Genomic DNA, 23,078 nt, shown 5'->3' with positions numbered 1-23,078 from the left:
CACCCCGGATGGCGTGAGCATGCGGCACGCCGGACCCGCATGGCGAGTGTGCGCGGGCCGCCAGATAGCCTGCCCGCATGACCTCCCTGCGTTTCACCGTGCGCAACCGCCGCACCGTGGCAGCCGCCGGCGCCGTCGCTGCCGGGCTGCTCGTCCTCTCGGCCTGCGACAAGCCGACGCCGCTGGCGACCATCACGGTCGGCCGCTCCACGGTGACGACGGAAGCCGCCTGCTACAACGACGGCAAGGCCCTGAACGCCTCCGCGCTGAAGGACTGCCTCAAGAACAAGGACATCAAGTCCATCAAGGTCGACCCCGACGCGACGGTCCGCTTCGGCGTCGATCCGAAGATCGCGAAAAAGGGCTGGACCCTGCTGATGAACGGTCAGGCACTGACCGACTCCAGCAAGAAGACCTACCGCACCGTCCCGGGCAGCGTGTTCTTCAACCAGCAGTACGGCGCCACGGGCAGCTCCACGACGGTCTCCATCGTCGAGGGCAGCGGCTCGAACGCGAGCGGCCTGTGGTCGTTCAAGCTCAAGAAGGACGCCTGACGGACAGCGGGCGGGTCCTGATCGCCACCGCCGTCCCCGCGGAGCGGGACGCGGTGGCCAGGGGCCTGTCCGAGGCGGGCGCCGCGCACCCTGCCGTCGATGTCGTCGCGGTGGGCGTCGGGCCCGCCGCCGCGGCGGCCGGTACCGCCACCGCCCTCACCACCGCCGCCCTGTCGGGGCGGCCGTACGGCCTGGTCGTCTCCGCCGGCATCGGCGGCGGGTTCCGGCCGGGCGCCCCGCTCGGCTCCGTCGTCGTCGCCGACGCGCTGACCGCCGCCGACCTGGGCGCCGAGACCCCCGACGGCTTCCTGCCCGTCACCGAGCTCGGCTTCGGCACGGTCACGCACCGCCCGCCGCCCTCCCTCGTACGGGACGTCGCCGCGGCCACCGGCGCGCTCACCGGCACCGTCCTGACCGTCTCCACCGTGACGGGCACCGCGGCCCGCGCCGCCGAGCTGCAACGCCGGCACCCCGGCGCCGCCGCCGAGGCGATGGAGGGCTTCGGGGTCGCCGAGGCGGCCGCCGCGCACGGCGTGCCCGTCCTGGAGATCCGCGCGGTCTCCAACGCCGTCGGCCCCCGCGACCGCGCGGCCTGGCGCATCGGCGACGCACTCGCGGCGCTGGCCGAGGCGTTCGGGAAGTCCGCGCCCGTACTGGAGAGTTGGAACCGCACATGACGCACCCCGAAGAACTCCGGATCGCCTTCTCGCCCTGCCCGAACGACACGTTCGTCTTCGACGCGTGGGCCCACGGCCGCGTCCCCGGGGCTCCCGCCCTCGACGTGACCTTCGCCGACATCGACATCACGAACGGCGTCGCCGAGCGCCGCTCCCCCGACTTCGACGTGCTGAAGGTGTCGTACGCGGTCCTGCCGTACGTCCTCGACGACTACGCGCTGCTGCCCTGCGGCGGCGCGCTCGGCCGGGGCTGCGGCCCCCTCGTGCTCACCCGCGAGCCGGGCGTCGACCTCACCGGGAAGACGGTCGCCGTCCCCAGCGAGAAGTCGACGGCGTACCTGCTGTTCCGCCTGTGGACCGCGGACGTCGTGCCCGGCGGGGTCGGCGAGGTCGTCGTGATGCCGTTCGACGAGATCATGCCCGCCGTGCGGGACGGCAAGGTCGACGCCGGACTCGTCATCCACGAGGCCCGCTTCACGTACCAGGACTACGGTCTGCACTCCCTCGCCGACATGGGCGAGCACTGGGAGAACACGACCGGGCTGCCCATCCCGCTCGGCGCGATCATCGCGAGGCGGAGCCTGGGCGAGGACCGCCTGCGCCAACTCGCCGACTCGGTACGCACGTCGGTACGCATGGCCTGGGACGACCCGGAGGCCTCCCGCCCCTACGTCCTCGAACACGCCCAGGAGATGGACCCGTCGGTGGCGGACCAGCACATCGGCCTGTACGTCAACGAATTCACGGCCGACCTCGGCGAGAACGGATACGCGGCCATCCGCGGCCTGCTGACGCGCGCCGCGGCCGAGGGCCTGGTCCCCGCACTCGGCCCCGGCGCCCTGTCGTTCCCCTGACGGCCGGGAAGAGGGGCTGCGGCGATCCGCGGCCCTGCTGACGCGCGCCGCGGCCGAGGGCTTCGTGCCCGCCCTCGGCCCGGGTGCGCTCGCGCTCCCGTGGCGCGGTCAGACGTCCAACTGGTCGGCCACCGCCCGCAGGAGGCCCGCGATTTTCGCGCCGGAGGCCTTGTCCGGGTAGCGGCCCTTCTCCAGCATCGGCGTGATGTTCTCGAGGAGCGTCGTCAAGTCCTGGACGATCGAGGCCAGTTCGTCCGGTTTGCGGCGCTGCGCCGCGGCCACGGACGGGGTCGGATCGAGGATCGTCACGGAGAGGGCCTGGTCGCCGCGCTGTCCCGCGACGACGCCGAACTCGACACGCTGGCCCGGCTTGAGAGCGTCCACGCCGTCGGGAAGTACGGAGGAATGCACGAAGACGTCGCCGCCGTCGTCGCGGGAGAGGAAGCCGAAGCCCTTCTCGCTGTTGAACCACTTGACCTTGCCGGTAGGCACGTGAAGTCCTCGTCCTCGTACTCGTCATGCCGTTCCGAGCGATGAAGAACGGCGGTGAAAACGGCTCTGGATAGCACTGCAGCGGGCCGCCCGACCCGCCGGCACCAGGCTAATGGTCCAGGAGCCGGTGACAAGACGGCCCGAGGGACCCGGATTGTTCCTTCGCGCTGGGAACTACCCTGGTCGGGTGCGTGACAAAACCCAAGCGAATTCCGCAGGACCCGGCGACCGCCTCGTCAAGGCCGGCGGCATCGTCTTCATCGTCGGAGCCGTGGCCACCCTGGCCACCATGGCCCCTCTGTTCCTCGGCACCGACCCGTTCCCGCCCGTCGCCTACGCGGTGTGCATGCTGATGGGCGTCGGCTTCCTGATCTCCGCGGCCGGCGTGCTGCGCGGGATCGCCGCGCAGCGCCGTCAGGCCCGCTCGGCGACGTAGCCCTCCAGCCAGACGGGGAACTCCGTCAGATCCGCGAGCACCACGTCCGCGCCGGCCTCGCGCAGCTCCGCCGCGTCGCACGGCCCGGTCGTCACCGCGACGGACAGCGCCTCGGCGGCACGGGCGCCGCGCACGTCGCCGGTGTGGTCACCGACGTACACGGACGCGCCGTGCTCGCGCAGCGCCGTCCCCTTGCCCTCGGCCCACAGACTGCCGATGACCTCGTCGGCGGCGATGTCCAGGTGTTCCAGGTGGAGCTTCGCGCTGGGCTCGTACTTCGCCGTCACGACGATCACCCTGCCGCCCGCCGCGTGCACCGCGGCAACGGCCTCGTGCACGCCCGGCATCGCGTACGTCCCGGTGATGGCGTGCGCCGGGTAGAGCTCCCGGTACAGGTCGGCCATCTCCGGGATCCGCTCCTCGGGGAACCAGTACGCGAGCTCCTGCTCCAGCGGCGGGCCGAGCCGCGTCACGATGAGATCGGCGTCGAGGCGCGCGCCGGTGCGCTGGGCGAGTTCCAGCCATGTGTCCCTGATTCCCGGCCGTGAGTCGATCAGCGTCATGTCGAGGTCGAAGCCGACCGTCGGTCCCGAAGCTGATCCGTTCGCGCTCTCGTATGCACCCATAGGAGCCATTGTGCCTGGGCGTACGATTGCCGCTTAGCTAAGCCTTACCAACCTCGGATTGGTCCATGGGTCAGATCTCAGCCGCCCCCGCCGCGCGGCGACGCATCGTCTGGACGGCGGCCGCGCTCGTGGCCCTCGTTCTCGCGGTCCTGTTCAGCCTCGCCGTGGGCGCCCGCGCGATCGCCCCGTCAGCGGTCCTCGACGCGCTCGTGCACGGCGGCCACAGCGACGACGCCGAGGTCATCAGGGGCCTGCGGCTGCCGCGCACACTGGTCGGCCTGATGGTGGGCGCCGCGCTCGCCCTCGCCGGGACCGTCCTGCAGGGCATCACCCGCAACCCCATCGCCGACCCCGGGATCCTCGGCATCAGCCAGGGCGCGTCGGTCGGCGTCGTCCTCGCGATCGCGTTCGCCGGCATCCACACGCTCACCGGCTACGTCTGGTTCGCGTTCGCGGGCGCCGCGTTCGCGTCCGTCGCCGTCTACGCCATCGCCTCCAGCGGGCGCGGCGGCGCGACGCCGGTGAAACTCGCGCTCGGGGGCGCCGCGATCAACGCGCTCCTGGTCTCCGTCACCACGGCCGTCCTCACCACGAAAGCGTCCGCCATGGACGAGTTCAGGTTCTGGCAGGTGGGCTCGCTGTCCGGCAGGGACGCACACATCGTGGGCCAGATCTGGCCGTTCCTCGTCGTCGGCGTGCTGCTCGTGCTGTCCGTCGCGCGCGGCCTCGACGCGCTCGCGCTCGGCGAGGACGTCGCCAAGGGCCTCGGCCAGCGGGTCGCGACCGTACGGATCGTCGGCGGCCTCGGCGCGACCGTCCTCACCGGCGTCGGCGTCGCCGCCGCCGGACCGATCGCCTTCATCGGCCTGGCCGTTCCGCACATAGCCCGGGCCGTCGTGGGCAGCGACCACCGCTGGGTCCTGCCGATGGCGGCCCTCATCGGCCCCGTCATGCTCCTCGTCTCCGACACCGTGGGCCGCGTCGTCTTCCCGCCGAGCGAGGTCCCCGCGGGTGTGATGACCGCGCTGATCGGCGTCCCGTTCCTCGTCACCCTGGTCCGGCGCAAGGCGGTCCCCGCATGAGTACGACCACCGCGCCCCGGGTCCGCCCCGCCGGGTACTCCGTCGTCCGGGCGGGCAGCGCCGCCTTCCTCCTGCACCGCAGGGCCGCCGTCGCCGCCGCGTCCCTCGCGGTCCTCCTCGCGGCCGCCTGCCTCGCCTATCTCTGCGTCGGCGAGTCGTTCATCGCCCCCGGCGAGGTCCTCAGGGTCATCACCGGCCGGCCGTCGCCGGACGAACTCGTCGTGGGCACGCTGCGCGCCCCCCGCATGGTCGTCGGCCTCCTGGTCGGCGCCGCGTTCGGCGTCGCGGGCGCCCTCATCCAGACCGTCGCCCGCAACCCGCTGGCGTCCCCCGACATCATCGGCATCAGCCAGGGCGCGAGCGCGCTGACCGTCGGCGCGATGACGTTCGGCGTCACGTCGTACGCGGTCCTGCCCTACCTCTCCGTACTCGGCGGCCTCCTCGCGGCGCTCCTCGTGTACGCCTTCGCCTGGCGCGGCGGACTCCACGCGACGCGCTTCGTCCTCATCGGCATCGGCTTCGCCATCGCTCTGCGGTCGGTGACGACGCTCTTCATGACGAAGGGCGACTACCTCGTCGCCCAGCAGGCCCAGATCTGGATGACGGGCTCGCTCAACGGCCGCGGCTGGGCGGAGGCCGCCCCGCTCGGCTGGACCCTCCTCGTCCTCGTCCCGTTCGTCGCGTGGGCCGCCCGCGCCCAGCGCACCGTCTCCCTGGACGACGACACGGCGACCGCGCTCGGCGTCCGCCTCGGCCGCGTACGCCTCGGCCTCGTACTCCTGGGCGTCGTCCTCGCGTCCGTCGCGACCGGCGCCGCCGGGCCCGTCGACTTCGTCGCGCTCCTGGCCCCGCAGATCGCCCGCCGGGTGACCCGTACCGCCCAGATCCCGCTCCTGTGCTCGGCGCTCCTGGGCGCGTTCATCGTTGTCGTGGCCGACCTGCTGGCCCGGCGCCTGTTCTCCCCCACCGAACTCCCGGTGGGTGTCCTCACGGCCGCCGTCGGGGCGCCGTACCTGATCTGGCTCATCGTCCGCAGCCGCACGGGAGGAAACCGGTGACCCGGCTCAGCACCAGCGCGCTCACCCTCGCCTACGAGGACCGCACCGTCGTCCACGACCTCGACCTCGCCGTCCCCGACGGCCGCGTCACCGTCATCGTCGGGCCCAACGCCTGCGGCAAGTCGACCACGCTGCGCGCCCTCGGCCGGCTCCTCAAGCCGAAGAGCGGCTCCGTGCTCCTCGACGGCGAAGCGCTCACCAGGCTGCCCACCAAGAAGATCGCCCAGCAGATCGGGCTGCTGCCGCAGACGCCCGTGGCGCCCGAGGCGATCACCGTCGCCGACCTCGTGGCCCGTGGCCGCCAGCCCCACCAGCACTGGTGGCAGCAGTGGTCCGACGCCGACGAGCGCGCCGTCACCGAGGCCATGGAACGCACCGACGTCGCGGCCCTCGCCGACCGCTCCGTCGACGAGCTCTCCGGCGGCCAGCGCCAGCGCGTCTGGATCGCCATGGCGCTCGCCCAGGAGACCGAACTGCTGCTCCTCGACGAGCCGACGACGTATCTCGACATCGCCCACCAGGTCGAAGTGCTCGACCTCGTACGCCAGTTGAACCACGACAAGGACCGCACCGTCGTCCTCGTCCTGCACGACCTCAACCAGGCGGCGCGCTACGCCGACCACCTCGTCGCCATGAAGTCCGGCCGCATCGTCGCCGAGGGCCCACCCACCGAGGTCGTCACGGCGGACCTCGTACGGGAGGTGTTCGGCCTCGACTGCGTGGTCGTCCCCGACCCCGTGACCGGCTCCCCGCTGATCGTGCCCGGCGCGCCCTGGCAGCCGGACGCCCGGGCCGGTGCTCCGTCCGACTCCCTCTCCCGGAAGGCAGCCTCATGACCCGCAGCGACCGCCGCGCCCTCACCTCCGGATTACTCGCCCTGACCGGCGCCCTGGCCCTGACCGCGTGCGGCTCGTCCGACGGGGCCTCCGGCTCCGGCGCGGCCGCACCGGCATCCCCGAAGACGCACACGGTCAGTACGGCGATGGGTGACGTGAAGGTGCCCGAACACCCCGCCCGCGTCGTCGTCCTGGACACCGGCGAACTCGACTCCGCGCTCACCCTCGGCGTGAAGCCCGTCGGCGCGACCCACGCGGCGACGGAGGAGGGCCTCCCCTCGTACCTGCCCCGGGACGAGGTGAAGGGCATCGAGGAGGTCGGCGAGATCGCCAACCCCGACATGGAGGCCGTCGCCGCCCTGAAGCCCGACCTCATCCTCACCAGCAAGGTCCGCGACGGCGCCCGCTACCGGCAGCTCAGCGCCATCGCCCCGACCGTGATGACGGAGTCCACCGGCACCACCTGGAAGGAGAACTTCCAGGTCCACGCCGACGCGCTCGGCAGGAAGGCCGAGGCGAAGAAGGTCGTCTCCGACTACGACGCGCACGTCGCGAAGGTGACCACCGCGATCGGCGGCAAGGAGAAGGCCGCCGCGACGGACATCAACTTCGTCCGCTTCGTCGAGGGCTCCGACATCCGCATCTACGGCAGGCAGAACTACATCGGCTCGATCCTCGCCGACCTCGGCGTCGGCCGCCCCGCCATCACCGACAAGGCCGAGGACGGGTTCTCGTACGACGTGAGCCCCGAGAAGATCGATCTCGCGGACGCGGACGTCGTCTTCACCTCGACCTACGGCGACCCGGGCAAGGCGAAGACGACCCGGACGATGAAGAGCGGCCTGTGGAAGAACCTCAGGGCGTCCAAGGACGGCAAGGTCTTCACGGTCGACGACAACCTGTGGATCGCGGGCATCGGCTACACCGCCGCGCACCAGATCCTCGACGAGTTCCAGAAGGACCTGACCGCCTGACAGGCCCTTGTGTCACGGCCGTTGCCGCTGCGATCTCCACACCACGAAGAGCGCGGAGGCGACGGCCGCCCCCCGCACCACCCACGGCCACGTCGTGCCGATCGCGTCGCTCATCCGCCCCTGGGCGATCGGCTCGCCCCACCGCCCGGTGTTACGGCCCCACAGCCACACGAGCCCGGCCGTCACCGCGAGCCCCGGCAGCCACAGCACGGCCACCTTCGACTCGCCCTCGCTGAGGCGCCGCGACGCGTACGCGATGATCCAGCCGAGGCCCAGCGCGAACCAGTTGCCCATGACCGCGCCGGCCACGAGAAGCGCGGCGGCGAGCAGCAGGAGCGGGTTCGACCAGGTGGACAGGGACGGGAGGCGGCGCCCTCGGGACGTGTCCTCCGGGTCCGTCTCCGCCTCGTCGTCCGGGAGTTCGTCCTCCGTCGCGGCCGGGGCCTTGCGTGCCTTGGGCAGGCGCGGGTCGTCCTGGCCCGGCGGCTTGAGTATCTCCGGGATCTCGACGCCGCCCACGAATCCCGGCACGCTGTCGGCAACGCCGAACGGGCTGCTGTCCACGCGCCACCAGTCCGGCTCCGAACCGGGCTCCCCCAGCTCGTCCGTCCCCGCCAGATGCGGCGGCGACGGCGCGTCCCACCCCTCCTCGTCGTCCTCATGCGGCTGCGCGCGCGGGCCCGGCACGATCCGCCGAAGGCCCTTCGGGCGGGGCTCCTTGGGCCGCTGCTCCTTCGTCCTCTGCACGGGCACCGCCGCCCGCGGCGCCTCCGGCTCCGCCGGACCGCGGCCCCTGCCCGCGTCCGTCACCACCTCGTCCGGCGTGCCGAGGCGCTCCAGGATCCGGCGCACCGCAGCCGGGCTGTCCACCGTCGTTCTCGCGCGTCGCGTCTCGATCTCGTTGCGCAGCTCCGACACCAGGCGCATCCGTGTGCTCGAGGGCAGCTGACGCTGCTGGGCCAGGTCGCCGACCCGGCTCAGATAGTCGAAGACGAGCTGATCGCTCTCGATCCCCACGAAGTCCCCTCCGGGGTGGCGGTGTTGACGGTTCGTTCACCCGTTTTACGACGTTACCGTGCCCGGCCCGGCACCGGGGGCCTCTTCCGGGCCCAGCGGGGCCGCCGCCCGGCGGGCCGGTCAGGCGCTACCGTGGCCCGGATGAGCACTCACGAGCCGGACCGCGCCGCCGAGGACGGGAGCGGGGCGGGGAGTACGGCCCCCCGGTCCCTGGCCGAGGCGTTGCGCTCCCGCGACGACGCCTCCCTCGGCGCACTCCTGCGCGCCCGCCCCGATCTGCTCAACCCCGTTCCCGGCGACCTCACGCAGCTCGCCACCCGTGCGGGCACCCGCGCCTCCGTGATCCGCGCGCTCGAACACCTGGACCGCTTCACGCTCCAGACCGCGGAGGCGCTGGCCGTCGCCCCGGACCCCACCACGTACGGCACCCTCCTCGCCCTGCTCGCCGGGGACGAGGGTGACGACGCGGGCCTGGACGCCCGTACGGTCTCCGCCGCTCTGCCGCACGCCGTCGCCGCCCTGCGCGAACAGGCCCTGCTCTGGGGGCCCGACGACCGGCTCCGCCTCGTGCGCACCGCCCGTGAGCTGCTCGCGCCCGCACCCCAGCGGCCCTCCCCCACCGGCCTCGGCCCCACCGTCGCCGAGGCCACCGCGGGCATGTCCCCCGGCCGCGTCCAGGAGATCGTGACGGCCGCGGGCCTGGCCTCCACGCACGACCCGGTGTCCGCCGTCGCCTCGCTGACCGCGCTCTTCACCGACCGGCCGCGCATGTCGGTCCTCCTCGACGAGGCGCCCGCGGACGCCGTCGAGGTCCTCTCCCGGCTCGTCTGGGGCCCGCCCTACGGCCAGGTCACCGCCGAGCCCGCCGCCCATCTGCGCTGGCTCCTCGACCGCGGGCTCCTCCTGCCGACCGCCCCCGGGACGGTCGTGCTGCCCCGCGAGGCCGCCCTCCACCTGCGCGGCGGACGCGCCCACCGCGCCCTGGAACCCGTACCTCCCGCCGTCGAGCCCGCCGCCACACACCGCCCCACCGTCGTGAACGCGACCGGCGCCGGGCAGGCCTACACCGCGCTCGCCACCGTCGAGGAGCTGCTCAAGGACTGGGACGAGGGCGGGCCCGCCGTTCTCCGCGCCGGCGGGCTCAGCGTGCGCGACCTCAAGCGCACCGCCGCCGCCCTCGACACCACCGAGCCCCTCGCCGCGTTCTGGGTCGAACTCGCCTACGCGGCCGGGCTCATCGCGTCCGACGGCGAGGCCGACGAGCAGTACGCCGCGACGCCCGCCTACGACGACTGGCTGGAGCAGCCCGCCGCCGAGCGCTGGGCGCGGCTCGTCGCCGCCTGGCTCCCCGCCACCCGCACACCCGGACTCGTCGCCGGGCGCGACGGCGGCGCCGCCGTCTCCGCCGCCGGGCGCACCCTCTCCGCGCTCGGGCCGCACCTCGACCGCTCGGCCGCCCCCGAGGTCCGCCGCCGCGTGCTCACGCTCCTCGCCGAGCTGCCCGAAGGTGCCTCCCCCGACCCCGAGACCCTCCTCGCCCGGCTCCGCTGGGAGCGTCCCCTGCGCGGGGCGGCCGCCTCCTCCGACGAAGCCGGTGACCCCGACGACCTGCGCGCCCGCATCGCCCGGTGGACCCTCACCGAGGCGGAACTGCTCGGCTTCACGGGCCGGGGTGCCCTGTCCGAGCACGGGCGGGCCCTCCTCGAGGGCGGTGCCACGCCTGCTGCGGAGGCAGCCGCCGTCGCTCTGCTCGGCCCGCTGCTGCCCGAGCCGCTGGACCACGTCCTTCTTCAGGCCGACCTGACCGCCGTCGCCCCCGGGCCCCTGGAACGGCCTCTCGCCGAGGCGCTCTCCGTCCTCGCCGACGTGGAGTCCAAGGGCGGCGCGACCGTCTACCGGTTCACCCCCGGGTCCGTACGGCGCGCGCTCGACTCCGGCCGCACCGCCTCCGACCTGCACGACTTCCTGAACACGCACTCCCGTACGCCCGTGCCGCAGCCCCTCGCGTACCTCATCGACGACGTGGCCCGTAAGCACGGGCATCTGCGCATCGGCGCCGCCTCCGCGTACGTGCGCTGCGACGACGACGTGCTCCTGGGCGAGATCCTCGCCGACAAGCGCTCGGCCGGACTGCGGCTGCGACGGCTCGCGCCGACCGTCCTGGCCGCGCAGGCCGATCCCGCGGCGCTCCTCGAGGGCCTGCGCCAGATGGGATTCGCGCCTGCCGCGGAGAGCGCCGAGGGCGATGTGCTGATCACCCGCGCCCACGCCCTCCGCACTCCGCCGCGCAGCGCCCCCGAGCCCGTCCCGGAGGGGCCGCCGGTTCCGGACGGCACGCTCCTGACCGCCGCCGTGCGCGCGATCCGCGCGGGTGACCTCGCCTCCACGACCCCGCGCAAGCACGCGCCGGGCGAGCAGAGCGGGGCGCTGCCCCGCACCGGCGCGGCGGACACGCTGGCCACGATGCAGGCGGCCGTCCTGACGGGTGAGGCCGTGTGGATCGGCTATGTGAACGCGGAGGGCACCGCCAGCCAGCGCGTGATCGCCCCGATCCGGGTCGAGGGCGGGTTCGTCACCGCCTACGACCACACGGCGGACGAGGTGCGGACGTACCCGCTGCACCGGGTGACCGGGGTGGCCGAGCTGGAGGCCGAGGCCTGACGCCGGGGTCCGCTCCCCTCACGTCCCGTCGGCGGCCGACCGTACGCGGTTCGTACGCGCCATGCGGCACACTGGACGTTTGGCCCCGCGCCTCGCGGAGCGCGGTGGAAGGGATACACGTGAACGGACCACTCATCGTCCAGAGCGACAAGACGCTGCTCCTGGAGGTCGACCACGACCAGGCCGACGCCTGCCGTCGCGCCATCGCGCCCTTCGCCGAGCTGGAGCGCGCCCCGGAGCACATCCACACCTACCGGCTGACGCCGCTCGGGCTGTGGAACGCGCGGGCCGCCGGCCACGACGCCGAGCAGGTCGTGGACGCCCTCGTCGAGTACAGCCGCTACCCCGTCCCGCACGCGCTCCTGGTCGACATCGCCGAGACCATGGACCGGTACGGGCGTCTCACGCTGTCCAAGCACCCGGCGCACGGCCTCGTCCTGACCACCACGGACCGGCCGGTGCTCGAGGAGATCCTCCGTTCCAAGCGCGTGGCCCCGCTGGTCGGCGCCCGCATCGACGCCGACACCGTCGCCGTGCACCCCTCGGAGCGCGGCCAGATCAAGCAGACGCTCCTCAAGCTGGGGTGGCCCGCCGAGGACCTCGCCGGTTACGTGGACGGCGAGGCGCACCAGATCGATCTCGCGGAGGACGGCTGGGCGCTGCGCCCGTACCAGAAGCAGGCCGTCGAGGGCTTCTGGCACGGCGGGTCCGGCGTGGTCGTGCTGCCCTGTGGCGCCGGTAAGACGCTGGTGGGCGCCGGCGCGATGGCCGAGGCCAAGGCGACGACGCTCATCCTCGTCACCAACACGGTCTCCGCCCGGCAGTGGAAGCACGAGCTGGTCAAGCGGACGAGCCTGACCGAGGACGAGATCGGCGAGTACAGCGGGACGAAGAAGGAGATCCGGCCCGTCACCATCGCCACGTATCAGGTGCTGACCACGAAGCGGAAGGGCATCTATCCGCATCTGGAGCTCTTCGACTCCCGCGACTGGGGGCTCGTGATCTACGACGAGGTGCATCTGCTCCCCGCGCCCGTCTTCAAGTTCACCGCCGACCTCCAGGCCCGGCGGCGCCTCGGCCTCACCGCGACGCTGGTACGTGAGGACGGGCGCGAGTCCGACGTGTTCTCGCTGATCGGGCCCAAGCGCTTCGACGCTCCGTGGAAGGAGATCGAGGCCCAGGGTTACATCGCGCCCGCCGACTGTGTAGAGGTGCGCGTCAATCTCACCGACAGCGAGCGGCTCGCCTACGCGACCGCGGAGGCCGAGGAGAAGTACCGCTTCTGCGCCACCACCGCGACCAAGCGGAAGGTGACGGAGGCCCTCGTGCGCAAGCACCAGGGCGAGCAGACCCTCGTCATCGGGCAGTACATCGACCAGCTCGACGAGCTCGGCGAGCATCTGGACGCCCCCGTCATCAAGGGCGAGACCAGCAACGCCCAGCGCGAGAAGCTCTTCGACGCGTTCCGCAACGGCGAGATCTCCGTCCTCGTCGTGTCCAAGGTCGCCAACTTCTCCATCGACCTGCCCGAGGCCACGGTCGCGATCCAGGTGTCCGGCACCTTCGGGTCCCGGCAGGAGGAGGCGCAGCGCCTCGGCCGCGTCCTGCGCCCGAAGGCCGACGGGCACGAGGCCCGCTTCTACTCCGTCGTCGCCCGCGACACCATCGACCAGGACTTCGCGGCCCACCGCCAGCGCTTCCTCGCCGAGCAGGGTTACGCGTACCGCATCATCGACGCCGACGAGCTCCTCGCGGGCGGGCAGGGCATCTGAGCCTCAGCGACAAGGGCCCGTCCACCGTGTGTGGACGGGCCCTTGTCGCTGACGGCCGGCGTGTTCCTACGCCTGCGGCCTGAAGTTCCTCAGCCGCAGGCTGTTGCCCACGACGAACACCGAGGAGAACGCCATCGCCGCGCCCGCGATCATCGGGTTCAGCAGGCCCGCCGCGGCCAGCGGCAGCGCGCCGACGTTGTAGGCGAACGCCCAGAACAGGTTGGCGCGGATCGTCCCCAGCGTCCGCCGGGACAGGCGGATCGCGTCCGCCGCCGCCCTCAGGTCGCCGCGGACCAGCGTCAGATCGCCGGCCTCCATCGCCGCGTCCGTGCCCGTGCCCATCGCGAGCCCCAGGTCGGCCTGTGCCAGGGCCGCCGCGTCGTTGACGCCGTCGCCGACCATGGCCACGGAACGCCCTTCGCCCTGAAGCCTCTTGACGACGTCGACCTTGTCCTGCGGCATGACCTCCGCGATCACCTCGTCGATGCCGACCTCGGCGGCCACCGAGCGCGCCACGGCTTCGTTGTCGCCGGTGAGGAGGATGGGTGTCAGGCCGAGGCCCCGCAGTCGCCGTACGGCTTCCGCGCTGGTCTCCTTCACCGCGTCCGCGACTTCGAGGACCGCCCTGGCCTCCCCGTCCCAGGCCACCGCGACAGCCGTACGTCCCGCTGCCTCGGCCTGCGACCTCGCGCGCTCCAGCTCCGCCGGCAGCCGGATCTCCCACTCGCCCAACAGCCTTACGCGGCCGACGAGTACGGCGTGGCCGTCCACGACGCCCTGCACGCCGAGCCCGGGGAGGTTCGCGAAGTCCTCGACGACGCCGAGCTCGCCCACCTTCTCGCGGGCCCCGTCGGCGATCGCCTGCGCGATCGGGTGCTCCGAGGAGTGCTCCAACGCTCCCGCCACACGCAGGACTTCACCCGTGTCCGTGCCGTCCGCCACGTGGGTGGCGAGCAGCGTCATCCGGCCGGTCGTGACGGTTCCGGTCTTGTCCAGGACGATCGTGTCGACCGCGCGCGTGGTCTCCAGGACCTCCGGGCCCTTGATGAGGATGCCGAGCTGCGCGCCGCGCCCCGTGCCGACCATCAGCGCCGTCGGTGTGGCGAGGCCCAGGGCGCAGGGGCAGGCGATGATGAGGACGGCGACGGCCGCGGTGAAGGCGGCGGTGATCCCGGCGCCGTTGCCGAGCCAGAATCCGAGCGTGGCCAGCGCGAGCCCGATGACGACCGGCACGAAGACGGCGGAGATCCGGTCGGCGAGGCGCTGCGCGGCGGCCTTGCCGTTCTGCGCGTCCTCCACGAGACGTGCCATACGGGCGAGCTGGGTGTCGGCGCCGACGCGGGTGGCTACGACGACGAGGCGTCCGCCGACGTTCAGCGTCGCGCCGGTGACGGCGTCCCCGGCGGTGACCTCCACGGGCACGGACTCGCCGGTCAGCATCGAGGCGTCGACGGCGGACGCGCCCTCGACCACGGTGCCGTCGGTGGCGATCTTCTCGCCGGGCCGCACGAGGAACCGGTCGCCGGCCTTCAACTCGGCGACGGGGACGGTCTCTTCACTCCCGTCCTCGCGCACGAGCGTGACGTTCTTGGCCCCGAGTTCGAGCAGCGCCTGGAGCGCCGCGCCGGCCTTCCGCTTGGACCTGGCCTCGAAGTAGCGCCCGGCGAGGATGAAGGCGGTGACTCCGGCGGCGGCCTCCAGGTAGATGTTCCCGGCGCCGTCGCTGCGGGCGATGGTCAGCTCGAAGGCGTGCGTCATGCCGGGCATGCCGGCGGTCCCGAAGAAGAGCGCCCACACCGACCAGAGGAACGCGGCCGACGTGCCGACGGAGATGAGCGTGTCCATGGTCGCGGCGCCGTGCCGGGCGTTGGTGAAGGCGGCCCTGTGGAAGGGCCAGGCCGCGTACGTCACGACGGGCGCCGTCAGCGTGAGGGACAGCCACTGCCAGTACTCGAACTGGAGGGCGGGGATCATCGCCATCGCCACGACGGGTACGGCGAGTGCGACGGCGGTGACCAGTCGCCGGCGGAGCGACGCGAGCGCGTCGGCCGCCGCGTCCGCTTCCGCCCCCTCCGCCTTCTCCGTCTCTTCCCCGACGGTCCGGGGCGGTTCCTGAGCCGTGTACCCGGTGGCCTCGACCGTGGCGATCAGGTCGGCCACCGCCACCCCGTCGGCGAAGGTGACCTTCGCCTTCTCCGTCGCGTAGTTGACGGTCGCCGCCACGCCGTCCATCCGGTTCAGCTTCTTCTCGATCCGGGCGGCGCACGAGGCACAGGTCATGCCGCCGATGGCGAGTTCCACCTCTGCCGCCCGGGCGGCAGAGGGTGCGGTGACGGCTGGGTGCGCCGACATGAGGCCTCCTCGGTTGCGGTCTGACTCCGGTACCCGGGGTGGGTATCGCTGACGAGATCCAATCTATACCCATGGGGGGTATCAGATGCAAGCGTTCCCGCCGCTTGACTTCATACCCCCCAGGGGTATGGTCGGGCTATCAGCCGCCGGACACCGACACCGTCCGCGCCGTCCGCACACCAGGAGCCGTCATGAAGACCGGACTGAAGATCACCGCCTTCGCAGCCGCCGTCGCAGCGACCTTCGGCACCGCGTACGGGGTGGGCAAGGGCGTGGACCCCATCACCTCGGGCGAGCAGAAGTCGGCAGGGCATGCGGAGGAAGGGCACGCACAGGGAGGGCAGGCGCAGGACGGGCACGCGGGCCACGGCGCATCGGACGCCGCGGCCGCCGCCCCCGGCGGGCTGCAGGTTTCCGAGCGCGGCTACTTTCTCGACCTGCGGACCCGGCGCATCGCCGCCGCCGGCGAGCGCACCGAGCTGAGTTTCGCGATCACGAAGGAGGACACGGGCCGCAAGGTCACCGCGTACCGGACGGAGCACGGCAAGCAGCTGCACCTGATCGTGGCCTCGCGGGACCTCACGGTCTACCGCCATCTGCACCCGTCCCGCGCGGCCGACGGCACCTGGAAGACGCCGGTCGAGCTGCCGAAGGCGGGCGGTTATCGCCTCTTCGCCGACTTCACCCCGCAGGCGGAGAAGGAGGGCCTCACCCTCGGGGCCGACCTGGCGGTCGCCGGAAAGTACGCGCCCCGGGACCTTCCGGCGGCCTCCCGGACCGCCGACGCCGGCGACGGCTACGAGGTACGGCTGGACGACGGCCTCGGCACGGGATCAGCGAGCGAGCTGACCCTGAGCGTCACGAAGAACGGCAAGCCGGTCACCGACCTCCAGCCCTACCTCGGCTCGTACGGGCATCTGGTCGCCCTGCGCTCCGGCGACCTCGCGTATCTCCACGTGCATCCGAACAAGGGCGGGCCGGGGCCGGAGGTCTCGTTCACGGCGACGGCGCCCACTAGCGGGACGTACCGCCTCTTCCTGGACTTCAAGCACAACGGCACCGTGCGGACGGCGGAATTCACGGTGCACGCCGGGAAGAGCGCGGGTAATCATTCCAAGGGGCACGGCCACTGATCGTCTGTCGGGGCGGGTTGTCTGCGCGTAGGCTGGCCTATTGGACTAGACCTCTAGGGCCTGTTGTGACGACAGGCCCTGAGGCCCGGCCGCCACCGCATCCGCACCCGCCTTCGTAACCGACAAAGGGGTCCCATGAGCAAGCGTGCAGTCCTGGAGGTGATCGCGCTCGGCGCCGAGGACGCCGTCGCGGCCCAGGCGGGCGGCGCCGACCGCCTTGAACTGGTCACCGACATGGCGGCGGACGGGCTCACCCCGTCGCGCGAGACCTTCGGCCGGATCCGCGCGGCCGTCGGCATCTCGCTGCGGGTCATGATCCGGCTCGCGGACGGTTTCGCCGCGGGCGACCTGGACGCGCTGGCCGAGACCGCGCGCGGGCTGCGCGCGGAGGGGGCCGACGAGTTCGTCCTCGGCTTCCTCGACCCGGCGGGCGGCCCGGACCTCGCGGCGGTCGAACGGATCACGGCCGAGCTGGACGGCTGCCACTGGACGTTCCACCGCGCGATCGACCGGACCGCGGACCGCGACGCCCTGCGCAAGCAGCTCGCGCACGCGCCGGGCCTCGACACATACCTGACGGCCGGCTCACCGGACGGCGTGGACGCCGGGCTCGACGTCCTGACGGCGGAGGCGGCCCGCTCGGGCGAACCGGGTTACGAGCAGCAGATCCTGGTGGGCGGCGGCCTCCGCCTCGACCACCTGCCGCGGCTGAAGGCGGCCGGCATCGACGGCTTCCACATCGGCGGCGCGGCCCGCCCCCGGGGCTGGGCGGCCCCGGTGTCGGCGGAGGCGGTCCGCACGTGGCGCGAGGCGGTCGACGCCGGGGCCTAGAGCCTCACACCGCGAGCTGCTCCGGCAGCTGGGCGGCGTGGACCACGACAAGACCGGAGACGGCTCGGGTCAGCGCCACGTACAGACGCCGCAGTCCGGTCCGCTCGTCGGGTTCGCCGTCGACGACGGCGGCGGGCTCGTCGAGGACCACGTAGTCGTATTCGAGGCCCTTCGCGAGCGAGGCCGGTACGAGGGTGAGGCGGGTCCGAGCGGTGGTCTCCTCGCCCGGGCCCAGGTAGGTGAGCCCGGCGTCCGCGAGGGCCGCGGCCAGGTCCGGGACGCGGGCGTCGGCGGCGATGAGGCCGACGGACCCCTCCCGCTCCAGCGCCTCGGCGCACGCGGCGACCACGTCGTCGGTCCCGCGCGCGGCCTCCCGGACCTCGAAGGCGCCGGGGTTCTCACGGACGGACGAGACGGGCGCGAGCCCGGGCGCGATGTGGGGCAGCAGCCGGGACGCGTACGCGATGACGTCGCGCGGCACACGGAATCCGACGGTCAGCTCCTCGACCACGGCCTCCTCCTTGCCCAGATGCCGCAGCGCCTCGGCCCAGCTGCGCGTGGCCCAGGGCGTCGTGCCCTGCGCGAGGTCGCCGAGGACGGTGGCGGACCCGGTGGTGCAGCGCCGCCCGACGGCCCGGTACTGCATGGGCGAGAGGTCCTGCGCCTCGTCGAGCACCACGTGCCCGAGGGAGTGCGTACGGGCCACGAGATCGGTGACCTCGTCGATCAGCACGGCGTCGGCGGAGGACCACTTGGCGGCCCGCACACTGCGCGCCGGCCGCTCCCACAGCACACACTTCTGCTCGTCCTCGCTGAGCAGACCCTCGGCGTGCTCGGCGAGGAACTCCGCGTCGGACAGCAGCCGCAGCACGAGCTTCGCGGGATCGACGGCGGGCCACAGGACCTTCACGGCGGCCTTGACGGCCGCGTTCCTGGCCACGGCGTCCTGCACGCGGTCGTCGGGTGCCTCTCCCGACCGCTCCATCTGTACGAGGACGGCGTGGGCGATGCGCTGCGGAAGGGCGTCACGGGCGGCGCCGTAGCGCATGTCGCGCGCCATCAACTCCCGGACGATCTCCTCCAGTTCGTACGCGGGCACCCGCCACCGCCGGGACCCGCGCACGATCACGACGGGCTCCACGGGCAGCGTGATGTGCGACCGCACGGCCCGCCGCAGGACCTCGGCCATCCGCGCGTCGCCCTTGACCACGGCGGTGTCCGCGCCGTCGGCACCCCGCACCTCCACATGGGCGACGAGGTCGTCGACGGTGGCCTGCTTGACCTCCAGCTCACCCAGCGCGGGCAGCACCTGCTCGATGTAGTGGAGGAAGGACCGGTTCGGCCCGATGACCAGGGTCCCGGTACGGGCGAGCCGCTCGCGGTGGGCGTACAGCAGATAGGCGACACGGTGGAGGCCGACGGCCGTCTTCCCGGTACCGGGCCCTCCCTGGACGCACACGGACCCCGAGAGGCCGCTGCGCACGATCTCGTCCTGCTCGGGCTGGATGGTGGCGACGATGTCGCGCATGGGCCCGACGCGGGGGCGCTCGATCTCGGCCTGGAGCAGCGCGCTCACGACCTCGGCCTCGGCGGGGTCGGACAGCCGCTCGTCCTCGTACGCGGTGAGGTCCCCGCCCGTGTACCCGAACCGCCGGCGCAGCCCGACGTCCATCGGGTCCTTCTTCGAGGCGCGGTAGAAGGGCTGCGAGACGGGGGCGCGCCAGTCGATGACCATCGGATCGCCGGCCGCGTCATGAACATGCCGCCGCCCGATGTAGAACCGCTCCCCGCCGGCCCCTTCCGCCCGGTCGGCGCCGGGGGCGTGCAGGTAGTCGAGCCGCCCGAAGAACAAGGGGGTGTGCGACAGATCGGCCAGGGCCTTGATCCGGTCGTCGATCTGGCGCTGCAGAACGGCGGCGTTCACCCAGTTCGCGGTGACGTCGGCGATGTCGAGGGATTCCACGTCCTCGCGCATGGCGCGCAGGGCGGAACGGGACGACGTGAGGTGGGCGCGCTCGCGGGAGAGCGGGTCGTCGAGGGACACGGGCGATGCCTCCGGGCTCCGGGGGGGTCGGTTACACACGGCAGCCGGCCGGTTTCCGTCCGGGCGGCGGCGCTCCACGGAGGGAGGCGGGCAAGGCGGACCACCTTACTCCCGCCCCGGCACGCGACCAACACATTTGTTTCCCGTTTCCCCGGGGACCCTGAGGGCCCCAAGGGACGGAGTCACCCCCAGGACGCACGCCCGCCGCCGCAACCTACACCTCCGGACCGATGTGCACGGAATGCCCGCATTCCACCATGGAGCCATGACGACCATGACCTTCACTCACGGTGCCACCGCAGCCACGGAGACCCACCACCCCCACCGCCTCGGAAACGTCCTGCGAGCCGCCAAGGTCATCGCGGCCTCGGCGCTGGGCGTGATCCTTCTGGGCGAGTACGACGAGGAGGCCGGCGTACAGAAACGATCAGGCCCGTACAGGCCACCCCCGGACCAAGGGGCTCCGACGGGGTTCACCGGCAGGGTCTAGGGTCGCCGCATGCGGGACGACCTGAGAAAGGCCTGGGCCGAGACGCTCGCCACGGCCCGGCCCATGACAGCCACACCCACCACCCCGGACGCCTACGCGGACGACCTCCTGGCCCGCTGGGCGGAGCCACAGCGCCGCTACCACACGACGACGCACCTCAAGGCGGTCCTGGACCACATCGACGTACTGGAGGACCACGCCGACGACCCGGCGCTGGTCCGCCTCGCGGCCTGGTTCCACGACGCGGTGTACCTCCCCGAGCGCTCGACGAACGAGGAGCGCTCCGCGCGGCTGGCCGAACGGGCCCTGTCGGAAGTGGGCCTGACGGACCGGCAGATCGACGAGGTGAGCCGTCTGGTCCTGCTCACGGTGACGCACGACCCGGACGAGGACGACCACAACGGCGAGGTCCTGTGCGACGCGGACCTGGCGATCCTGGCGGCGGCCCCGGACGCCTACGCGGCCTACGCGGCGGCGGTCCGGGAGGAGTACGGCTTCGTACCGGACGAACCGTTCCGTGAGGGCCGTGCCGGTGTTCTGCGCCAACTCCTCGCCCTGCCCCGCCTGTTCCGCACCCCGTACGGCGCCGCGCACTGGGAGGAACGGGCCCGCGAGAACCTCACGGCGGAGCTGGACCTGCTGACTCCCCAAACCGGTTGATCGGCGCGAGCGGCTGCCGCATCCTCACTCCATGACACTGCTCACCATCGCGGGCGCCCGCGTACGCCTGCACGAGCTGTCCCTGGAGTCGGCCAGGGACCTGAACGCGGACAGCGGGTCGGGCGGCTTCGCCTGGCTGGACGGCGACGCGCCGGACGGCACCCGGACCGGCTCGGGGATCACGGTGAAGGCGCACGCGGCGGGCACGTACCGCGAGGGCTGGGGAACGTACGCGATCGTGCGGGACGAGGACGGACGCGCGGTCGGCGGGATCGGCTTCCACAGCGCGCCGGACGAGGAGGGCCGCGTCGAGATCGGCTACGACGTGACGGAGGGGGCGCGCGGCCGGGGCTACGCGACGGAGGCGGTGCGGGCGATAGCGGCATGGGCGCTGTCGCAGCCGGGCGTCACCGCGGTGACGGCGAACACGGACCTGGACAACGGCCCGTCCCAACGGGTACTGGAGCGGGCCGGGTTCGTACGGATTCCGACGACAAAGGACCTCTGCGCGTACGAACTGTCGGGAATTTAAGCAACGCCGCGTCGCGTTGTGTCACGTCATGCCTGACTCTGCTCGAAAAGCTCCCGAAGACCCGGCGGACGCCGCGGCTGCCCCGGTGGACGCCCCTGTGGACGCCCGCACCCGCATGCCACTGGCCGTCTACATCCTGGGCCTGGCGGTGTTCGCGCTGGGCACGTCCGAGTTCATGCTGTCCGGCATCCTGCCCGCGATCGCCGACGACATGGACGTCACGATCCCGCAGGCGGGCCTGCTGATATCGGCCTTCGCGCTCGGCATGGTGGTGGGCGCGCCGCTGCTCGCCGTGGCGACGCTGCGCCTGCCGCGCCGCACCGCGCTCATCGCGCTGATCTCGGTGTTCGGCCTTGGCCAGGTCGCGGGCGCGCTGGCGCCGACGTACGCGGTCCTGTTCGCGTCGCGGATCGTGAGCGCGCTGGCCTGCGCGGGGTTCTGGGCCGTGGGCGCGGCGGTGGCCATCGGCCTGGTGCCGGTGACGCAGCGGGCGAGGGCCATGGCGGTGATGATCGGCGGCCTGTCGATCGCGAACGTGCTGGGCGTCCCGGCGGGCGCGTTCCTCGGGGACGGTCTGGGCTGGCGGGCGGCGTTCTGGGCGGTGGGCGTGGCCTCGGCGATCGCTCTGGTGGGCGTGGTGACGCTGATCCCGCGGATCCCGCTCCCGGCGCAGAAGCCGCAGCCGCGGCGCGAGCTGGCGATCTACCGGGACAGCCAGGTCTGGCTTTCGATCACGGTGACGGCGCTGGCGGCGGGCGGCGTCTTCTGCGCGTTCAGCTATCTGTCGCCGCTGCTCACGGATGTGGCGGGCCTCGGCGAGGGCTGGGTGCCGACGGTCCTCGCACTCTTCGGCGTCGGCGCGCTGGTGGGCACGACGGTCGGTGGCCGGGTCGCGGACGCACACCTCTTCGGAGTGCTGCTGAGCGGGATCGCGGCGTCCACGGTGTTCCTGGTGGCGCTGGCGCTGCTCGGCGGGTTCGCGGTGGCGGCGGTGGCGCTGTCGTTCCTGCTGGGCTTCTCGGCGTTCTACACGGCGCCGGCCCTGAACGCCCGCATGTTCAACGTGGCGGGCGCCGCCCCCACGCTCGCGGGGGCGACGACGACGGCGGCGTTCAACCTGGGCAACACGGGCGGGCCGTGGCTCGGCGGCACGGTGATCGACGCGGGGCTCGGCTACCCGGCGACGGCGTGGGCGGGCGCCGCGATGACGGTGACGGCGATCGGCGCGACGGCGGTGTCACTGCGCATGCACCGGTCGACCACGAAGGTGATCGCCACGTCCTTGGGGGCAGTCCTCAACTCCCCACCGCAGGACGCCCCTTCGGCCTCCGCAACCCCGCCTCGGTGAGCCTGCGCACCAGCTCCTTCGAGCCGATCTGCACGGCCCCGGCCCGCACCGCGTCCTCATAGCGGTGCGACGGCAGGTCGTAGTGGTCGCGCTCGAAGGCGCGGGGCGGGACGCCGAGCCCTTCGGCGAAGAGATGGAGCTCGCCGAAGGAGACGTCGCTGACCAGATGGGACCACATGCGCCCGTGCCCGGGCCAGGTCGGCGGATCGATGTAGACGGTCATCGCGCGACGGTGCCGAGTGACCCCACGGGCGCCACGACCACGCCCGCCTCGCTGCACACCCAGTGCGGATCGGGGCCCAACTCCGGCTCCACATCGAGGGCATGGGGTTCGCCGGAGCCGCACACCGGGCACAGGGGCCAGCGGCCGGAGCGTTCGAGGAGTCCGTCCTGGACGTCCTGCGCGACGAGCCCGGCGACGTAGTCGACTCCTTCCGGCCACTGCTCGACCCACCAGCGGCGGTGCACTATCGAGTCCTCGACGAGGGACACCACGTCGGCGTGGGCGACCTCGCCGGAGCCGAGGTCGGCGAGCACGAGGGCGCGGGCCGTGTGCAGAGCCTGTTCGAGGGGGCTGATCTCCATGTAGCCATTGTGCTCCCTCGGCGTACGCGCCCACCCGGCCCTCAGCACGGCCGAAGGTCCTGGG

Annotated in this window: 23 protein-coding genes; 16 read left to right on the top strand and 7 right to left on the bottom strand. The window is 72.8% G+C overall.

Annotated elements, in window-relative coordinates; translation table 11 throughout:
• Positions 1-77 precede the first annotated feature (77 nt).
• Genes ACZ67T_RS11715 through ACZ67T_RS11705 form a run of 3 tightly spaced genes read left to right on the top strand, consistent with a single transcriptional unit; the run spans position 78 to position 2,085 of the window.
• On the top strand, positions 78-554 hold the full coding sequence (locus ACZ67T_RS11715) for a DUF2771 domain-containing protein (protein WP_469983347.1): 477 nt from the start codon (positions 78-80) through the stop codon (positions 552-554).
• Positions 524-1,231: a futalosine hydrolase gene (locus ACZ67T_RS11710; RefSeq protein WP_469983345.1), complete on the top strand. Its 708-nt coding sequence runs from the start codon at positions 524-526 to the stop codon at positions 1,229-1,231. The genes ACZ67T_RS11715 and ACZ67T_RS11710 overlap by 31 nt, the downstream gene beginning before the upstream one ends.
• Positions 1,228-2,085 carry a 1,4-dihydroxy-6-naphthoate synthase gene (locus tag ACZ67T_RS11705; RefSeq protein WP_469983344.1) on the top strand — a complete coding sequence of 286 codons (858 nt, stop codon included), beginning with the start codon at positions 1,228-1,230 and terminating at the stop codon, positions 2,083-2,085. The genes ACZ67T_RS11710 and ACZ67T_RS11705 overlap by 4 nt, the downstream gene beginning before the upstream one ends.
• 108 nt (positions 2,086-2,193) lie before the next feature.
• Here ACZ67T_RS11705 and ACZ67T_RS11700 read toward each other — a convergent pair whose 3' ends face one another.
• Entirely contained in the window at positions 2,194-2,577 is a 384-nt protein-coding gene (locus ACZ67T_RS11700; RefSeq protein WP_100595742.1) for a cold-shock protein, read from the bottom strand.
• Between the two features lie 187 nt (positions 2,578-2,764).
• On the opposite strand from ACZ67T_RS11700, the gene ACZ67T_RS11695 reads away from it, so the two are divergent.
• Positions 2,765-3,013, top strand: a complete 249-nt coding sequence (locus ACZ67T_RS11695; RefSeq protein ID WP_469983343.1) for a hypothetical protein — start codon at positions 2,765-2,767, stop codon at positions 3,011-3,013.
• On the opposite strand, the gene ACZ67T_RS11690 is transcribed toward ACZ67T_RS11695, so the two are convergent.
• The gene (locus ACZ67T_RS11690) at positions 2,992-3,639 is read right to left on the bottom strand and encodes an HAD family hydrolase (protein ID WP_469983342.1); all 648 of its coding nucleotides are present in this window, start codon (positions 3,637-3,639) and stop codon (positions 2,992-2,994) included. The two genes, ACZ67T_RS11695 and ACZ67T_RS11690, sit on opposite strands and share 22 nt — an antisense overlap.
• Positions 3,640-3,704: 65 nt before the next feature.
• Between ACZ67T_RS11690 and ACZ67T_RS11685 the strand changes: the two genes are divergently transcribed.
• Genes ACZ67T_RS11685 through ACZ67T_RS11670 form a run of 4 tightly spaced genes read left to right on the top strand, consistent with a single transcriptional unit; the run spans position 3,705 to position 7,589 of the window.
• Positions 3,705-4,721 (top strand): FecCD family ABC transporter permease, encoded by a 1,017-nt coding sequence (locus tag ACZ67T_RS11685; RefSeq protein WP_469983341.1) that lies wholly within the window; start codon positions 3,705-3,707, stop codon positions 4,719-4,721.
• A complete protein-coding gene (locus ACZ67T_RS11680; RefSeq protein WP_469983340.1) occupies positions 4,718-5,779 on the top strand; it encodes a FecCD family ABC transporter permease in 1,062 nt (353 codons plus the stop codon). The genes ACZ67T_RS11685 and ACZ67T_RS11680 overlap by 4 nt, the downstream gene beginning before the upstream one ends.
• Complete coding sequence (locus ACZ67T_RS11675; RefSeq protein WP_469983338.1) at positions 5,776-6,615, top strand: ABC transporter ATP-binding protein; 840 nt, start codon at positions 5,776-5,778, stop codon at positions 6,613-6,615. Before ACZ67T_RS11680 ends, ACZ67T_RS11675 begins: the two co-directional genes overlap by 4 nt.
• The gene (locus ACZ67T_RS11670; protein ID WP_469983336.1) at positions 6,612-7,589 is read left to right on the top strand and encodes an ABC transporter substrate-binding protein; all 978 of its coding nucleotides are present in this window, start codon (positions 6,612-6,614) and stop codon (positions 7,587-7,589) included. Before ACZ67T_RS11675 ends, ACZ67T_RS11670 begins: the two co-directional genes overlap by 4 nt.
• A gap of 12 nt (positions 7,590-7,601) precedes the next feature.
• On the opposite strand, the gene ACZ67T_RS11665 is transcribed toward ACZ67T_RS11670, so the two are convergent.
• Complete coding sequence (locus ACZ67T_RS11665; protein ID WP_469983334.1) at positions 7,602-8,606, bottom strand: hypothetical protein; 1,005 nt, start codon at positions 8,604-8,606, stop codon at positions 7,602-7,604.
• A 141-nt stretch (positions 8,607-8,747) separates the two neighbouring features.
• On the opposite strand from ACZ67T_RS11665, the gene ACZ67T_RS11660 reads away from it, so the two are divergent.
• Together ACZ67T_RS11660 and ACZ67T_RS11655 are read left to right on the top strand one after the other, a co-directional pair.
• Entirely contained in the window at positions 8,748-11,267 is a 2,520-nt protein-coding gene (locus ACZ67T_RS11660; RefSeq protein WP_469983332.1) for a helicase C-terminal domain-containing protein, read from the top strand.
• Between the two features lie 119 nt (positions 11,268-11,386).
• Positions 11,387-13,039, top strand: coding sequence for a DNA repair helicase XPB (locus ACZ67T_RS11655; RefSeq protein WP_469983330.1), 1,653 nt, complete (start codon positions 11,387-11,389; stop codon positions 13,037-13,039).
• 66 nt (positions 13,040-13,105) lie between these two features.
• Here the strand turns inward: ACZ67T_RS11655 and ACZ67T_RS11650 are convergent, their stop codons facing one another.
• Positions 13,106-15,391, bottom strand: a complete 2,286-nt coding sequence (locus ACZ67T_RS11650; RefSeq protein ID WP_469983328.1) for a heavy metal translocating P-type ATPase — start codon at positions 15,389-15,391, stop codon at positions 13,106-13,108.
• A 191-nt stretch (positions 15,392-15,582) separates the two neighbouring features.
• Between ACZ67T_RS11650 and ACZ67T_RS11645 the strand changes: the two genes are divergently transcribed.
• Positions 15,583-16,524 (top strand): hypothetical protein, encoded by a 942-nt coding sequence (locus ACZ67T_RS11645; RefSeq protein ID WP_469983327.1) that lies wholly within the window; start codon positions 15,583-15,585, stop codon positions 16,522-16,524.
• Positions 16,525-16,659: 135 nt separating this feature from the next.
• Positions 16,660-17,355 carry a copper homeostasis protein CutC gene (locus ACZ67T_RS11640; protein WP_469983326.1) on the top strand — a complete coding sequence of 232 codons (696 nt, stop codon included), beginning with the start codon at positions 16,660-16,662 and terminating at the stop codon, positions 17,353-17,355.
• Positions 17,356-17,359: 4 nt separating this feature from the next.
• On the opposite strand, the gene ACZ67T_RS11635 is transcribed toward ACZ67T_RS11640, so the two are convergent.
• Complete coding sequence (locus ACZ67T_RS11635) at positions 17,360-19,399, bottom strand: HelD family protein (protein ID WP_469983324.1); 2,040 nt, start codon at positions 19,397-19,399, stop codon at positions 17,360-17,362.
• A gap of 265 nt (positions 19,400-19,664) precedes the next feature.
• On the opposite strand from ACZ67T_RS11635, the gene ACZ67T_RS11630 reads away from it, so the two are divergent.
• The 4 genes from ACZ67T_RS11630 (at position 19,665) to ACZ67T_RS11615 (ending at position 22,429) form a co-directional block, all read left to right on the top strand.
• Positions 19,665-19,889 (top strand): hypothetical protein, encoded by a 225-nt coding sequence (locus ACZ67T_RS11630; RefSeq protein WP_469983322.1) that lies wholly within the window; start codon positions 19,665-19,667, stop codon positions 19,887-19,889.
• Between the two features lie 9 nt (positions 19,890-19,898).
• A complete protein-coding gene (locus tag ACZ67T_RS11625) occupies positions 19,899-20,549 on the top strand; it encodes an HD domain-containing protein (RefSeq protein ID WP_469983321.1) in 651 nt (216 codons plus the stop codon).
• A 31-nt stretch (positions 20,550-20,580) separates the two neighbouring features.
• The gene (locus tag ACZ67T_RS11620; protein ID WP_469983319.1) at positions 20,581-21,081 is read left to right on the top strand and encodes a GNAT family N-acetyltransferase; all 501 of its coding nucleotides are present in this window, start codon (positions 20,581-20,583) and stop codon (positions 21,079-21,081) included.
• Between the two features lie 115 nt (positions 21,082-21,196).
• Positions 21,197-22,429, top strand: coding sequence for a Cmx/CmrA family chloramphenicol efflux MFS transporter (locus tag ACZ67T_RS11615; RefSeq protein WP_469983770.1), 1,233 nt, complete (start codon positions 21,197-21,199; stop codon positions 22,427-22,429).
• On the opposite strand, the gene ACZ67T_RS11610 is transcribed toward ACZ67T_RS11615, so the two are convergent.
• Positions 22,377-22,652 (bottom strand): DUF4031 domain-containing protein, encoded by a 276-nt coding sequence (locus tag ACZ67T_RS11610; protein ID WP_469983317.1) that lies wholly within the window; start codon positions 22,650-22,652, stop codon positions 22,377-22,379. The two genes, ACZ67T_RS11615 and ACZ67T_RS11610, sit on opposite strands and share 53 nt — an antisense overlap.
• Entirely contained in the window at positions 22,649-23,014 is a 366-nt protein-coding gene (locus ACZ67T_RS11605; protein ID WP_469983315.1) for a hypothetical protein, read from the bottom strand. Before ACZ67T_RS11605 ends, ACZ67T_RS11610 begins: the two co-directional genes overlap by 4 nt.
• Positions 23,015-23,078 lie beyond the last annotated feature (64 nt).

The organism is Streptomyces sp. NPDC107517 (genome assembly GCF_055582645.1).
This window is presented reverse-complemented; position numbering and strand designations above follow the sequence as displayed.